Below are 14,961 nucleotides of genomic sequence, written 5' to 3'. Positions count from 1 at the left end.
GTCTTTTTTCAAATTAATTCGGCTGAACCGTAATATTATGATATTTTCTTCTAATCACTTTTCCTGAAGGTTTTTCATAAATTCCTTTGATATCCTTGATTACCTGTCCGTTTACGATTACATAGTAAATACCTTCTGGAGCTTGCCTTGAATTTTCATATGTGGCTTTATCTATTACTTCTTCGGGGTTGAAAATGACAATGTCTGCTGCTAGTCCTTCACGCAAAATACCTCGATCTTGTAATCCTATAATTCTTGCAGGCTGTGACGTCATTCGCCGAATCATCTCTTCTAACTTGAGAACCCCTTCTTCTCTTACGTATTTTCCTAATACACGTGGAAATGATCCATAAGCTCTGGGATGTGGTTCTCCACCTAGTAAACCATCACTTCCTATTGTTCCTGCTGGATGTGCCATAATCTTTTTTACTGAATCTTCGTCCATAACAAAATCTATCATGCCCACTGCATTTTTCTCTTCCAAAATTAAATCTAAGGCAACTGATGCAACATCTTTTGAATTTTTCAATCTAGCAATCTCGTCTAAATTCTTACCCACAAAAGACTGATTTGCTTTCGAACCGACAGAAGTAATAAAAATCCCTTGCCATCCAGCCCATTTAGATATGCTGTCCCATCCTTTTAATCCTGCTTTCATTTCATCTTTTATTTGTTTGCGTAATGCTTGGTCTTCGAGACGAGCTAACATTTTTTCTGTTCCTCCATCATGAGCCCAAGGAGGCAGTATAGCACTTAACATCGTACTCCCGGCTGTGTAAGGATACTGATCAAATGTTACCTCAATACCTTCTTTCCTTGCAGAATCAATGATTTTCAGTACATCATCTGTTTTATGCCAGTTATCTTTCCCACAGTTTTTTAAATGGGAGAAATGCAAATGCGCCCCCGTTCTTCTCATAATACCTACCAGTTCTTGCATAGACTCTAGAATCTCATCTCCCTCACTGCGTTGATGAATGACAAGAGGCACCTCATATTCAGCAATAACTTCACATAATGCTTCAAGTTCTTTCATTTCTGCAAAACAGCAAGGCGGATAAATCAATCCTGTTGAAAGACCTACAGCCCCTTGATCAAGTGAGTCACGAAGTACTTCTTTCATCTGTTGAATTTCTTCATCGGTGGCCGGGCGATTATCTAATCCCATTACAGTCATGCGTATGTTGCCATGTGGGACAAGAAATGCAAGATTATAAGATGGCTTGTTGTTTTCAATTTTTGTTAAATAAGAATCAACATCTAGCCAATCCCAATCTATAGCCGGAGTCCCATCTAGACCTGCTAGGTTCTTCTTCCAAACTTCCCGAAATTGCGGAGGAAGAGGAGCTGCTGCGATGCCATCCTGACCAAGCAGGTCTGTAGTAATTCCCTGCATAACCTTAGCTTTAATTAACGGCTCCTCTAAAATGACCAAATCTGAGTGAGTATGCATATCAATAAAACCTGGTGAAACAATATTTCTCTCAGCATCTATTACTACTTCTGCTGACTCATATTTAAGACATCCGATATTTGTTATTTTATTCTCCTTAATTCCAATATCAGCGTAATACCAAGGAGAACCAGTACCATCAATGATTTTTCCATTTTTGATTATCAAATCATACATATTCACGCCTCCCAGTCTGTTTTTGTTCCTTTTTGAGATGTGTGAAAGCTTGCATTAGCGAATAATATCCAACTGTCGCTTGCTGCAGTTGCTGAATCTCTATATATTCATTGTCGATATGAGCCATATGCTCTTGAGATGGGCCAAACCCAACTGTCTTAATACCATTCTCTCCTGCAAAATGACTTCCATTTGTGCAGAACGAGTAGTGAGAAATCTTTGAATCTATTCCTTGCTGAAGCAATGAATCAAGTGCTGCCTCAACAAAAGCTTCTTTCTCATTAAACAACCAAGCTGGGAAAAACCGTTCACCACCTATTTTTTCACCTGTATAGCATTTTTCTTCACCATAAGCGTAAGAGACTGTAGCCTTAAGTTCTGGATCTGTTTTTTTCATCTCTTTTATAAGAGACTCAATCGGTGCTAAAACAGATTCCTTCGTTTCATTAACTAAAAGTCTGCGATCAAAAGTCACCTTACAGTGAGATGGAACCACAGAAGCACCTGGATAAGGAGCAGATTTAATATCCGTCAACTCAAGAATTCCTTTTCCTAAGATAGGATGCTCTGCTACTTTTAGTTGTTGAATTTTGAGCAGTAGTCCATTCATTTTATTGACTGCATTTACTCCTTTCTCAGGATTAGAGGAGTGAGCCGACTTTCCGAAGGTCTCCAGAACGATCTCGGCTCTCCCTCTTTGTCCTCTATTCAAGTTAAGATCAGTTGCCTCCCCAATAACTACGTAATCGGGTTTTACTTGTTCACTTACTTCTCTAGTTGCTACACCTTCAAAGCATTCTTCATGAACACTGCAAGAAACATATATAGTGCCTGGAAATTGTTTATTTGTATCTTCTGCGAAATAACAAGCAGCGGCTACCATCGCACTAACAGCACCCTTCATGTCTGAGGTTCCTCTACCATAAATTTTGCCGTTATTTATTTCACCCGAAAAGGGATCTACATTCCATTTATCTTCGTTTACAGGTACAGTATCGATGTGTCCATCAAACAATACTTTAGGGCCATCGCTATTTCCGTTAATTACTAAAATCACATTTCCATATTTATCTTTAATAACTGAATCAAATAATTTAGAGTGTGCAAAGTCCTGAATAATATCAGCTACAGATTTTTCATTTCCAGAATAACTTTGTTCCTTAACTAACCTTTGACAGAGAGTTGTGAGTTCTTCTTTTCTTTTTTCATTTAACATCGCAATCACCTCATGTGTTAAATATTTGTTAATGGATAAGTGCCTTCCCAAACTGTTTTTCTATAATGAGCCTCATCCGTATCACCTTCAGTATTGATAAGCAAAATACGAGATTTTTCATTAATTTTTAGCTTTTCCTTTACTTCAAATAATGCTTTGTTTTTTGTTAAGCAATAAATCAAACCTGTAGTGACTGATCCTGATTCTCCAGAAATAATGCGTTGATCTTTGCCAATCGGATTCCCAAGGATTCTCATACCAAGTGCTGAAATACTATCATCACAAGAGAAAGAAGCTTCGCTAAAGTGGCTTAATATATCCCAAGCTCGGGGATTTGGCTCACCACAAGCAAGTCCAGCCATAATCGTATCCATATCCCCTGAAACAGTCTGAAAACTTTCCCCTTTATTCTTAAATGATAAATAAAAACAGTTTGCCTGATGTGGTTCTACTACGATGATTTTTGGATATCGTTCACGATAATGTTGAATGAGAAAGGCAGCAACTGAACTCGCAAAAGACCCAACTCCCGCTTGAAGAAATACATGGGTTGGCGGCTCTTCTGAAATAACTTCCATTTGTTCAACAATTTCTTTAGATATAGTGGCATATCCTTGCATAATCCAAAGCGGAATATCTTCGTATCCTTCCCATGAGGTATCTTGTATTACAATCCAACCATTTACTTTGGCATGACTGGAAGCAAGTCTTACAGCGTCATCATAATTATAATGAGTAATTTCAGCATGTGCTCCCTCAGCTTTAATAGCTTCAAGTCTTCTGGTTGAAGACCCTTTAGGCATATAGATGACAGATTTATGACCGAGCTCTCTAGCAGCCCATGCTACCCCTCGGCCATGATTTCCATCCGTTGCAGATATAAAAGTAAGTTCACCCGTAAGTTCACGAATCTTTGGTGACTTTAATTCTTCAAAAGATAACGATTCAATATCGCGTCCTATTCTTTCTGCAAGAAATTTCCCTACAGCATAAATGCCTCCTAAAACTTTGAAGGCGTTTAGTCCGAACCGACATGCTTCGTTTTTCACAAAAATTTCTTCTACACCAAGCTCTGCAGCTAAGTTTGATAAACGAACTAGTGGAGTTTCATTATATAAAGGATGTGTTTTTTGAAACTGATAAACTCTTTTAATCTCTGAATTTGTAAAGTCATGAAGGACTTTGCTTGAATAGGGCTTTTTCTTTTCGTTTATTTGCCACTGTATATTTTCCTTTTTTGTCTGCTGCACTTTTTAACCCCCTATTTATTGTTTGATTTTGTAATAGCTATTACTTCAATTTCAATCAGTGCATCTTTTGGTATTCTTGAAACTTCTATACAGCTTCTAGCAGGTAGAACTTCCCCAAAATATTCTCCATATATTTCATTAACTGTTTGAAAATGATTCAAGTCACTCAAAAAAATAGTAGTTTTTATAACATTTTCAAGTGATGAAGAGCAGTCTTTTAACAAATTATTAATATTATTAAGAACCTGCCTGGTTTGACTTGAAATCTCCTTTTCTACCAGTTCACCATTTTTAGGATCAATGGGCAGCATCCCAGATAGGTAGACATGCTCGCCAATAATTACAGCTTGTGAATATGGTCCGATCGCTTGGGGAGCTTTTTTTGAAACAACTAATGTTTTGTTCATAATTTCCTCCTTAGTAGTTTTACCTATCTTAGATGCAAGAAGCATGCCAAGTTTTTTCAACATTATTAAAGTGCTTCACACCTGGTATTTCGCTGATTTTTAAACATAATAAAGAAAAAAAGCCACAAAGGGCTTTTTAAAAAAGTCTCATTATGAGACTGCACAAATGATTTATCTATGTTTTCTGATAATTATACACGCTTTTTTAACAATCTCATTTTGATACAAAAAGTCTCATTATGAGACTAAAGTTGATACTGTTTTATTTTTCGAAATAAAGTTGCTCTCCCTATTCCTAATAGTTTACTAGCGTATTCAGTATTTTTCCCATTATTTTTCACATGCTCCAAAACACTCCGGATATGTTCTTTTTCTATTTCAGCTAAAGAAAAGGATGAAATACTTTTTTTAGAGACAGCCACTGTATGATTAACTTTAATTCTCTTTTCTATTAGTGCACCTGCATTCTCAAGGGTTATATAACCATTTGAAATAAAATTAAAAATGTATTCGATAAAATTCTTTAGTTCACGAGCGTTTCCTGGCCAATGATAATGTAATAGAATGTTTTTCACTTTCTCTCCCATTCCAATAACATTTGACTGAAATTGCTCGTTAAATTGCATAATGAAATGGTCAGCCAAAGCTAAAATATCTTCTTTCCGATTCCTTAAAGGTGGCAATATGATTGGAATTACATTTAAACGGTAAAAAAGATCCTCTCGAAACTCACCAGTACGAACCATCTCATGTATGTTTCGATTAGTAGCAGCTATAATTCTTACATTTACAGAGATAGGCTTATTCCCACCAATTCGTTCGACTTCGCCTTGTTGGAGAACTCTTAACAATTTGACTTGCAGCATCGGTGGCATTTCCCCAATTTCATCTAAAAAAAGGGTCCCCTTATCAGCAAGTTCAAATTTCCCTTTCTTTCCACCCTTTAAAGCACCTGTAAATGCACCAGCCTCATAACCAAACAGTTCACTTTCAAGAAGATTTTCAGGTATGGCACCACAATTAACTGTAATGAAAGGTTTCTTTTTTCTGCCGCTAGCTAAATGTATCGCATTTGCAAAAATTTCTTTGCCTGTTCCACTTTCACCCTGAAGAAAAACGGTAGAATTCGATCGTGACACCTTAAATGCATAATCTTTTAATTCTCTCATTTGGGTACTTACTCCAATAATTGAATCGAAGGCCCTTCTACTTTCGACATTTGTAAGTTCAGCCGTTTTTTGAATGTCCTCGATATCTAAGAGAATCACCATTTTATCCGGATTTTTTGCACAGTTGATGAAATCTTGTCCATAAATTAAAAAATCTCTATGTATATTTTGTATGTTCAAAGTAATTCTTTGTTTTTCATTTGAATGGATCACGGACAAAAGTTTTTCTTTCGCTGATACATTAAGTTCATGTTCATCTTTAACGTGGAGGAGTTTCTTTGCTTTAGCATTTAGTTGTTTAATGTTTCCATTCTTATCAATAAGCAATATACCTTGATCCACCATATTCATCATCTGATAAAGCTTTTCTGATTGATCAGTTAATTCCATAAGCATTTCATGTTCCTTTAATTTACTTGCTATAAGATCTGCCATCTTATATAAAAACTGTTTATTATCCTCGATATTCGAGAAAAGTCTTTTTTTCTGTTTTTCATTAAAGGCAAGCAGTCCGATTACTCCAATAACCTTCTCTCCCATTCGGATAGGTGCACAAATTTCCCCTGTTTCAGAACAATTTTGATAATAATGACAATGTGTACATACTTCATGAAAACCTGGGTTTTCAATAACGATTGTACGTCCAGTTCGTATAGCAGATTTATAAACAAGATCGCCTTCCATTTTGTTTAATACACCCGATTTGGTTTTTCCTGTTCCAGCTACACGTATAAGTTGCTGGTCTGCAATTTCTACTTCAATCTTTAAAACAGCTGCAATAGCATCAGCAATTTGTTGAACTGCAGGTTGAATATAAATCAGGTTCATACTTCCCCTCCTAGAAGATCACTCTACTAAACTAAATTAGACAACGTCTTCTTATTTCCTTGATGAAATAACTGGTAACTCAAACAAAAAGCTGGCTTACAGCGATCGAAAAACATCGCAAAGCCAGCTTTCTTATGATTATTGTATTGTCGTACTAGACAAAACATTAACAAACTCTCTCAAATAATCCGGCAGATCAGGTGGACGTCGGCTTGAAACGAGATGGCCGTCAACGACTACAGGTTCGTCGATCCACTCGGCACCCGCGTTCTCCATATCATCCTTGATTCCTGGTGTGCTCGTAACTTTTTTGCCTTCAAGCACTTTTGCTGATACCAAGACCCAGCCTGCATGACAAATCTGACCGATCGGCTTCTTCTCTTGTTCCATGTGCTGAACCATCTCTAACACTTCTGGAAAACGGCGCAGCTTGTCCGGTGCCCATCCGCCAGGAACTAGGATAGCATCATAATCCGCAGCATTCACGTCACCAAACGCGAAATCGGCTTCCGCAGGTACACCATATTTTCCAATGTACTTCTCTCCAGCCTTTTCGCCAGCTAGTTCTACAACAGCACCTTCTTCACGCAAACGAAGAATCGGATACCACAACTCCAGATCCTCGAAGTCATGATGAACGAGACTGATTACTTTTTTTCCTTTTAAACGCATGTTTAAAAACACCTCCACTACCTATATTTCCTTTTCAGCGTAACATTAATCTTTTATTGGGTGATAGTGCGAAGGCTGTATATGATGGTTAGACGGATCATGTATGATATAAATAAAAGAAACTTAAATGGAGGTGTTCAATCAATGGGTAAGTGCACGATTGACCATACATTAGAAGATGTAAAAGCAAAACTAGCTGACCAAGCCCCTTTTATGCCGGAAGAATTGGTTGCTAGAGTTGATGAAACATTGAACGAGAATGCAGATCAGGAGTATTTGAATGAGGTGTTCCATCTATTGAAGAAATATGACCTTGCGGATGAAAAAGTAAGAGAAGAACGAAACGAAAAATTAAAAAGTTTAGTGCAATAACAAAACCCGGCTCTCCTGCCGGGTTCTTTACTTAATTCGGTTTCACCGTCTCCAGCATCGCCCACAAACTTGGTTCTACCCCTTCCATTTCGCCGCCACTTGAAGAGATATGAAGCGAGAAGTAGAACCGCTCTCCTTCTACTTCTTTCACTAGATACATCACGACATCGTAATCATCACTCAAACCTTTAACGAAAAATTCAGCGTCATGAAAATAAGGAAAGTAAATATCGGTTGCTGGAAGATCGCTTGCGTTCCCTGTTTGTTCTTCGGCCTGTTTGATCGATGCTTCTTTTAAAGCTTCTATGTCAGCTGATGGATCCAGCTTTTCGATTGTCGCATAAAATTCAGGTTTGTTTGCGAAAGCGATTTTCCCTTTCGTCTCGTCCTCTTTTTCAAATTCATACAAATCCAACATGTAAAAATGGTAGCCCTCTGACTCCTGGAGTGTTGCAGGACGCTTCTCTTTCATCCCCTCGATCTCTACTTCTTTTTCCATAGTCGGTGGAAGGTTTGACTCTGGCTTATTTTCTTGTTCCTTATTCTCATCTTCTGTTACTTCTGTTGGGGGTTTTTCTGGTTTTGCTTCTTCTTTTTCGCCACTCGAACATGCTGTTAAAGGGAGAGCAAGTGTAAATAAGATGCCAAACTTAAGTACTTTCATCTCATCATCCCCTTCCTGTAATATTTCTCTTCTTTTTGATTACATAAAATCCTTTAAACATGACTTTACATCTTTATGAAGTAGCCAACATGTTATGCCTGAAAAGTTTTATAGATCAATTACCGCCTTTATAAATAGATGAAAATATAATTTAGTGAATCGTTTCGATTTTCCGTTGACTCTTAAAATGAAAGCGCTTATAATTTTTATAAACAGAATCATCGAAACGTTTCGATTCGCCAACATGTATAACATAATGGAAAGACAGACTATAAAAAATTCTGGAGGTACTTATTCATGCTTAAGCAAAAAGTACAACATTTGATTGACGAAATGACGTTGGAAGAAAAGATCGGTCAGCTGCTTCAACTAGCTACTCCTTTTTTCAAAGGTTCGTCTGATCAGGGGTTCATTACTGGGCCGATGCAAGAAATGGGAATCACCGATGAGATGGTCCGGGATACAGGTTCTGTGCTCGGAGGTTCTGGTGCAAAAGAAACACGAAATATTCAAGATGCTCACTTAAAGGAAAATCGCCTTGGTATTCCTCTATTAATGATGGCTGACATCGTCCATGGTTTTAAAACCATCTTCCCTGTTCCGCTTGCGATCGGATGTTCATGGGATATGGAACTGGCTGAAAAAAGTGCTGAGATTGCAGCGAAAGAAGCTTCGGTTTCTGGTGTTCATGTCACGTTTGCACCGATGGTCGATCTCGTTCGAGACCCGCGTTGGGGCCGAGTGATGGAATCTACCGGTGAAGATCCTTTCTTGAACAGCGAGTTTGCTCGTGCGTTTGTTCGCGGGTTTCAAGGTTCTGATTTGACGAACGATAAAGACCGAGTTGCAGCATGTGTAAAACACTTTGCAGCATACGGAGCTCCTGAAGGCGGACGCGACTATAATACGGTGAACATGTCAGAGCGCCAGCTGCGTGAGTCGTACCTTCCAGCTTATAAAGCTGCTCTTGATGAGGGCTGCGAGATGGTGATGACTGCTTTCAACACGGTTGATGGCATTCCTGCAACGGCGAACAAAAAGCTGATGCGCGAACTGCTTCGTGATGAGTGGGGCTTTAACGGTGTGATCATCTCTGACTGGGGTGCTGTAAAAGAACAGCTGCCGCATGGTGTAGCGGAGGATGAAAGAGAAGCTGCGTACAAAGCGCTTCAAGCTGGTGTTGATATTGAGATGATGACCAATTGTTATATCCACCATTTAAAAGAACTTGTTGAAAGCGGAGCATTGCCTGAATCGCTTATCGATGAATCGGTTGAACGGATTTTAACATTAAAGCAAAAACTTGGTCTCTTCGAAGATCCTTATCGTGGAGCGGATGAAAAGCGTGCGGAAGAAGTTATTTTATGTGAGGAACACCGCCAATCTGCTCGTGAATTGGCCGCTAAATCATGTGTCCTTTTGAAAAATGAAAATGTACTGCCATTAAAACCTGAGCAAAAGATTGCATTGATCGGACCGTTCGCAGAAAGTGGCGATCTGATGGGACCTTGGTCTTGGCAAGGAGCTCATGATGATGTTGTAAAAGTGGATGCTGGATTGCGTGCAAAACTGGCAGATGCCTCCCTACTATCCGTGGCATCAGGCAGTGACATTGAATCCGTTACACCTGAACAGATTAAAGAAGCTGTTGATACCGCGAAAGATGCGGATGTTGTTGTGCTTGCGGTTGGAGAAGCTTCTTTCATGAGCGGTGAAGCAGGTTGCCGTGCAGATATCCGTCTCCCTGAACCACAGCTTCAATTGATTCAAGAGATCAAAAAGCTTGGAAAGCCAACGGTTGCCGTACTGTTTAACGGCCGTCCACTCGACTTGCATGGTGTCATTGAAAATGTAGATGCGTTGCTTGAGGCGTGGTATCCAGGAACAGAAGGTGGAGCAGCAATCGCTGATCTATTGTTCGGAGACGTGAATCCATCTGGACGTTTATCTATGTCGATGCCGTACTCAGTCGGACAGGTGCCTGTGTACTATAATCATTTTAATACGGGGCGTCCACAGCCAACTCCAGAAAACAAGGAACGTTATCTTTCTCATTACCTCGACATTCCAAACGAGCCGTTGTTCCCATTCGGTTATGGGTTGAGCTACACGGAATTTGCTTACGAAGATGTGAAGTTATCTAGCGACACGTTAACAGAAGACGGAACGATAACTGCTTCTGTTACGGTAACGAACACGGGAGACCGCGCTGGTGAAGAGCTTGTTCAATTATACATTCGTGATATCGCAGGCGAAGTCGTTCGTCCGGTAAAAGAGTTAAAGGGATATCAGAAGGTCACACTTCAACCTGGCGAGTCTACTACGGTGACATTCGAGATTACGGAAGAGATGCTTCGCTACCATCACGAAAACTTAGAATTCAAGAGTGATGCTGGAAAGTTCACCGCGTTTATCGGGAAGAACAGCCATGATGTAACGGAAGTTCCTTTTCGGTTAGTGAAATAAAATGTAAAGAGGGGGCTGATCCAATCGGGTCAGCACCCTCTTTTACTTTTATGAAAGGGGGGCTGATCAATGTCAGCCTTCTTTTTGTATCCAAAGAGTTTATGGAGTTTCTTTACGGTACGTGTTCTTTTATTCTGTTACACGTTCGCTCAAAATGCCCCACTCTTCGCTCAAAAACCTCGAGTTACGCTCAGAATCGCCGAGCTACGCTCAAAAATCCTTATCTTCGCTCAGAATCGTCGGGTTTTCGCTCAAACTTGCTGCTTCGATCCTTTTTTAGCGTTTCATAACAGCTTAATCAGCAGTCATCATTGCTTCGGACTCTTCCAAAGTCAATAACCCCTCTAGTTTTGATTCATCAAAACGTTCCTTTTTGACCTATTTTATATAAAAAAGGGGGGCTTGTACTCAAAAGTTTTTACACCTTTGAGCCAGCCCCTCATTTTACCCTAACCAGACACGAAGCTGATCATCCACCTTCGCATGTTTCTTACTTTTAACCAGCGTGAATTCACCAGTATCTTCTACCACATAGTCATCACTCGGTAAAATCTTCGTTCCTTTATCAAACGCGATCACATCCTGTGGTTGGGTCAACCGGAAATCGATGCTTTCCTCACTTACCGCTGTGATCTCAGCCGTTGAATAAGCAATTTTCACATCACCTAACGATAGGTTGATAGGAAGCATGACGCCGTCTTTGCTTTGTAGGAGAATCTTCCTTCCTTCAAACAGCTTCTCTTCTCCATCTGTAATCGTAAACTCTTTATCCAACCCATCTAGGTTCAGAAGGTGGATAAAACACTCGCCTTCCGGATTGGATGTGGAAGTCATAAAGATGCCATGATGCTTATAGTCATGGGTTAATCGAGCCGTTGCACCTAATCTCTCGAGCGCCTTTTTAAAGAACGGCAGATCACAGCGATAGGCACCGGCAACAACGATAGCACGTCCGCTCTCTACGTCTGACTCAAATCCACATACGTCATCTGAACCATACACGCGTAAAATCGGGGTTACCCCTTCGTCTACCTCAAAACCTTGGGCAAAATGGGAGCGAATTTCTGGCTGCCCTTCTGCCCAGTTCTCTCCATAGATTGAGAGGTAGTGTCCGTGGTAGTTATGTTTATGACTCTTGTGTTTCACATGCAGGGCATCAGCTAGAATCGTACAGTCCTTCCCTTCCATATCAAAAAGAGGAACTTCACCGTACAGAAGGATTTTGCCGCCATCTTGCAGGTAGTTTGCTAGTTTTGCTTGAATCCCACTATCCATATAACGAGCAGACGGGAGTGCCAATACTGATGTCTTCTCTCTCACAAGCGGTTTGTTCTGAATATCAACCGCTGTGAATCGATAACCGTTTAAAAGCATCGCACGGCCCATGATCTCCCATGCACCTGAACCGCGATTCGCCTCAATGTTTGAGAGGATCTCACGCATCACGTCACTCTTCGGATATCGATATTCTGTCATATAATAATCCGGAATAAAGGCGAACGCCACATCATCACGGTCTTCATCCATGGCGGCAAGCTTATCACCAATAGCCATCACACTCTGATTTACGCGTGACATGCGCGGGAACGTATAGTTATATTCACCTTCCGGACCGATCGGCGCCGCGAATCCATGACGTTCACCCGTTGACGCGATCCGGTCGTTTCCGTCACCAACAAGCGTATCTAGTCTAGCATTTCTCCCGCCTGAAAACAGATAGTAATTGATCAACCGGTTTCCTTGTGCCAGGCACATACGCAATTTAAAGTCTGCAGCCGATGGGTCGTAACGTTCACCCAATGTCTCGCCAAAGTTTCCGTCACCACAGTTGAACTCAACTGACGTTAACGGCTGATCGTCATTGTGAACGGCATCCATCAGCCCATTAATGATATAGAGATCTTGGAACGTCTTCATGTCCAGGTTCCCAAAATAAATATCGGAGCCTGAAAGATAGCCAGGCGCTTGTGTATACGATTCATAGAGTTGACTGATCCCGATCGGATACGTCAGACCGCGTCCGCCGCCTGTCCCATGAATATTCACGACAAACGGAATATCTCTTACACCGAACTCCTCCGCATATTCTCGTAAAACAGCAATGTATGTGGCGAAACGGTACCGCATGTAATACCCGAGATCTTTTATTAGCTGTGCGGCGTATTCTTCTTTCGGTGAACGAATCGCGTGATTGCGTTCGGCACTTTCCTCTAAAGAGAATGGATAACGTGAAGCCACCTCATCCCCATAACGTTCACTTAACCAAGCGGAAAAATCATTCAACAGATGATCCGTCAGATCAGGCGTGTTGCTCACCCATGAAAGCATTCCCACTTCGTTATCAAGCTGGAACGCGATAATCTTGCCGCCGTTTGGATATATTCTCGGTGTTATGATCTCCATTACTTTTTCATAATACTTGCGGACTTCCTGTAAAAAGCCTGGGGCTAAATAGTCAACGGTCGGCGTTGTTGCTTCGTTTTCATCCCAGCCTACTGGAATAATCTCTGGATGTTTTTCGTACACCCAATAAGGAAGTCCTTCGTTTTTCATCTCAGCCATAATAAACGGACCTGGACGAACAAAGAAATAAAAGCCGTTTTCGGTACAAAGGTCGATGAAGCCGGCAAGGTCTGTTTCGGGACGCGTTTTCCCCGTAAAATCAAACTGTCCTTCCACCGGTTCATGCCAAAGCCACGGCACATAAGTCGCGACAGCGTTGCACCCTGTTTCTTTTAGCTTGTCCAACCGATCTTGCCATTCACTTTTATCTAAACGGTAATAATGGATCTCACCACACGTGATGAGTACAGGCTTTCCGTCAATGATGATCTGTTTGTTTTTGATTTCAATCATTTGATTGTACTCTCTTCTTTCTTTTTCCAGCCTAGGATGTCAGCGCCGTTCTTCACATATTTGTTTTTCATAAAGAGATCCCATACAAAACCTGTGCGATAGTTTTCAATCATGAGCAACGTAATCCCTTTGTCGATTCCGATAACATGGTCGGCATACCAAGGCGGACTCACGTCCAGGTTGTAAGCATCCCAGAATCCGTACTCTCCCCAAAGCTGAGGATGTTCTTCATAAAAATATTTCATCGCCGCGATCGACTCTTCTGGTGTGAATGCAATTGATCCCGCTGCTCCAGTTGGTGCGATCGTTCCTTCAAGCTTTGGTTCACAGCCTTCATAATAAGGAGGTGCACCTGGTACACGATAACCGGTCGGACTCGCACTAGCGGTTAAGCCCCATGAGTTTTCATGATACGTTTTAAATTCACTAGATTTTTCTTTACAGAAGGCGCGGTTTGCTAAAGAAGCTTTTACAGAATTCTCGAACCAGTCGATGCCGTCACCGTCAACGATCCCTCTAAAATCAACGAATGCATGGGAATATTGATGAACAAAAAGCGCGTTTCCTGGCGCGTGGATGTATTCATAGTCTTTGTACTTGCCTTTGGAGCGTTTAAATCCTTCGTAAATTTTTGCAGGAACGGGATGTGTCGGTGATGCCACGCCAAGCACGTACATCATCATCTGCTCGGCGTACATGTCCCAGTGGTGGAATCCTCCTCTTTCAGGCGTGTAGCCCATATAGAACTGGTTCACCGCTTCATCGTAATAAACGTTCCAATCGACTCTTGAATAGATCTTTTCGAAGAGCTCTTTGATCTCTCCGCCGAAATATTCAGCAGAAGTTATCGCGCCACACAAGAAGATCGCTGTATCGATGATCGACGCACAGTCATAGAATGCTTCGTTCTTTTTTGCTGTCTGCATGTTTAAGAAGTGATAGAAGAAACCGCTTTCATGTTCCACGTTGTTTAAAAACGTCTCAAGTGTTCCTTTCGTACGCTCGTAGCCTTCTTCTTTCGTGATCCACCCGCGCTCGATCCCGATGATGATTGCTGTTAATCCGAAGCCGTTGGACGCGATGCTCGCCACTTTCTTGTTACCTGATTGATCGAGAATCAATCCATAGCCCGGGCTGTTTTTATCCGTGTTGGCCTCTTTCCAGAAAAAATCAAAACAGCCTTTCGCTTCTAAATCCAAAAGTTGTTGCGTGTCCATCTTCATTCCCCTCTCTCATTCATGTATTCATGGTTTCACGGTACGTGTTTTTATATTTTGTTACACGTTCGCTCAGAATTTTTGAGTATTGGACTTCTGTCAATAAAGTGGAGATAAATTTTGTGAGAAATATTCAATTGAGTCCCATTCTTAAGGGATTTTCATATGAACATCAATGAGCCTCTTCACAGAGGCTTTTTATTATGGGCGCTTT

General features: G+C 40.9%; 11 protein-coding genes. 2 read left to right on the top strand and 9 right to left on the bottom strand.

The window, feature by feature from the left end; all coding sequences use genetic code 11:
• Positions 1 to 13: 13 nt before the first annotated feature.
• The 6 genes from M3206_RS08645 to M3206_RS08620 form a co-directional block, all read right to left on the bottom strand.
• Positions 14 to 1,630: an N-acyl-D-amino-acid deacylase family protein gene (locus M3206_RS08645; RefSeq protein ID WP_251312118.1), complete on the bottom strand. Its 1,617-nt coding sequence runs from the start codon at positions 1,628 to 1,630 to the stop codon at positions 14 to 16.
• Positions 1,623 to 2,846: a YgeY family selenium metabolism-linked hydrolase gene (locus tag M3206_RS08640; RefSeq protein WP_251312117.1), complete on the bottom strand. Its 1,224-nt coding sequence runs from the start codon at positions 2,844 to 2,846 to the stop codon at positions 1,623 to 1,625. Before M3206_RS08640 ends, M3206_RS08645 begins: the two co-directional genes overlap by 8 nt.
• A 17-nt stretch (positions 2,847 to 2,863) precedes the next feature.
• Positions 2,864 to 4,096 carry a diaminopropionate ammonia-lyase gene (dpaL, locus tag M3206_RS08635; RefSeq protein WP_251312116.1) on the bottom strand — a complete coding sequence of 411 codons (1,233 nt, stop codon included), beginning with the start codon at positions 4,094 to 4,096 and terminating at the stop codon, positions 2,864 to 2,866.
• A gap of 11 nt (positions 4,097 to 4,107) precedes the next feature.
• Positions 4,108 to 4,503, bottom strand: coding sequence for a RidA family protein (locus tag M3206_RS08630; protein WP_251312115.1), 396 nt, complete (start codon positions 4,501 to 4,503; stop codon positions 4,108 to 4,110).
• Between the two features lie 245 nt (positions 4,504 to 4,748).
• A complete protein-coding gene (locus M3206_RS08625; RefSeq protein WP_251312114.1) occupies positions 4,749 to 6,500 on the bottom strand; it encodes a sigma-54-dependent Fis family transcriptional regulator in 1,752 nt (583 codons plus the stop codon).
• Between the two features lie 138 nt (positions 6,501 to 6,638).
• Positions 6,639 to 7,172 (bottom strand): type 1 glutamine amidotransferase domain-containing protein, encoded by a 534-nt coding sequence (locus M3206_RS08620; protein WP_251312113.1) that lies wholly within the window; start codon positions 7,170 to 7,172, stop codon positions 6,639 to 6,641.
• Positions 7,173 to 7,316: 144 nt separating this feature from the next.
• Between M3206_RS08620 and M3206_RS08615 the strand changes: the two genes are divergently transcribed.
• Positions 7,317 to 7,544: a group-specific protein gene (locus M3206_RS08615; RefSeq protein WP_251312112.1), complete on the top strand. Its 228-nt coding sequence runs from the start codon at positions 7,317 to 7,319 to the stop codon at positions 7,542 to 7,544.
• A gap of 31 nt (positions 7,545 to 7,575) precedes the next feature.
• Here M3206_RS08615 and M3206_RS08610 read toward each other — a convergent pair whose 3' ends face one another.
• Positions 7,576 to 8,208, bottom strand: a complete 633-nt coding sequence (locus M3206_RS08610) for a hypothetical protein (RefSeq protein WP_251312111.1) — start codon at positions 8,206 to 8,208, stop codon at positions 7,576 to 7,578.
• Positions 8,209 to 8,505: 297 nt separating this feature from the next.
• On the opposite strand from M3206_RS08610, the gene bglX reads away from it, so the two are divergent.
• A complete protein-coding gene (gene bglX, locus M3206_RS08605; RefSeq protein ID WP_251312110.1) occupies positions 8,506 to 10,674 on the top strand; it encodes a beta-glucosidase BglX in 2,169 nt (722 codons plus the stop codon).
• Positions 10,675 to 11,118: 444 nt separating this feature from the next.
• Here bglX and M3206_RS08600 read toward each other — a convergent pair whose 3' ends face one another.
• Together M3206_RS08600 and M3206_RS08595 are read right to left on the bottom strand one after the other, a co-directional pair.
• Positions 11,119 to 13,530: a beta-galactosidase gene (locus M3206_RS08600; RefSeq protein ID WP_251312109.1), complete on the bottom strand. Its 2,412-nt coding sequence runs from the start codon at positions 13,528 to 13,530 to the stop codon at positions 11,119 to 11,121.
• Positions 13,527 to 14,747: a glucoamylase family protein gene (locus tag M3206_RS08595; protein ID WP_251312108.1), complete on the bottom strand. Its 1,221-nt coding sequence runs from the start codon at positions 14,745 to 14,747 to the stop codon at positions 13,527 to 13,529. Before M3206_RS08595 ends, M3206_RS08600 begins: the two co-directional genes overlap by 4 nt.
• Between the last annotated feature and the right edge of the window lie 214 nt (positions 14,748 to 14,961).

Source organism: Fictibacillus phosphorivorans (assembly GCF_023715845.1).
GTDB classification, from domain to species: domain Bacteria; phylum Bacillota; class Bacilli; order Bacillales; family Fictibacillaceae; genus Fictibacillus; species Fictibacillus phosphorivorans_D.
Note: the sequence above shows the minus strand (reverse complement) of the source record. Positions and strands in the feature narration are given on the sequence as shown.

What these genes read in the sequence shown, in the direction of transcription:
- M3206_RS08645 (WP_251312118.1), bottom strand. Translation starts at nt 1,630, where the DNA reads ATGTATGATTTGATAATCAAAAATGGAAAAATCATTGATGGTACTGGT.
- M3206_RS08640 (WP_251312117.1), bottom strand. Translation starts at nt 2,846, where the DNA reads ATGTTAAATGAAAAAAGAAAAGAAGAACTCACAACTCTCTGTCAAAGG.
- M3206_RS08630 (WP_251312115.1), bottom strand. Translation starts at nt 4,503, where the DNA reads ATGAACAAAACATTAGTTGTTTCAAAAAAAGCTCCCCAAGCGATCGGA.
- M3206_RS08625 (WP_251312114.1), bottom strand. Translation starts at nt 6,500, where the DNA reads ATGAACCTGATTTATATTCAACCTGCAGTTCAACAAATTGCTGATGCT.
- M3206_RS08620 (WP_251312113.1), bottom strand. Translation starts at nt 7,172, where the DNA reads ATGCGTTTAAAAGGAAAAAAAGTAATCAGTCTCGTTCATCATGACTTC.
- M3206_RS08615 (WP_251312112.1), top strand. Translation starts at nt 7,317, where the DNA reads ATGGGTAAGTGCACGATTGACCATACATTAGAAGATGTAAAAGCAAAA.
- M3206_RS08610 (WP_251312111.1), bottom strand. Translation starts at nt 8,208, where the DNA reads ATGAAAGTACTTAAGTTTGGCATCTTATTTACACTTGCTCTCCCTTTA.
- bglX (WP_251312110.1), top strand. Translation starts at nt 8,506, where the DNA reads ATGCTTAAGCAAAAAGTACAACATTTGATTGACGAAATGACGTTGGAA.
- M3206_RS08600 (WP_251312109.1), bottom strand. Translation starts at nt 13,530, where the DNA reads ATGATTGAAATCAAAAACAAACAGATCATCATTGACGGAAAGCCTGTA.
- M3206_RS08595 (WP_251312108.1), bottom strand. Translation starts at nt 14,747, where the DNA reads ATGGACACGCAACAACTTTTGGATTTAGAAGCGAAAGGCTGTTTTGAT.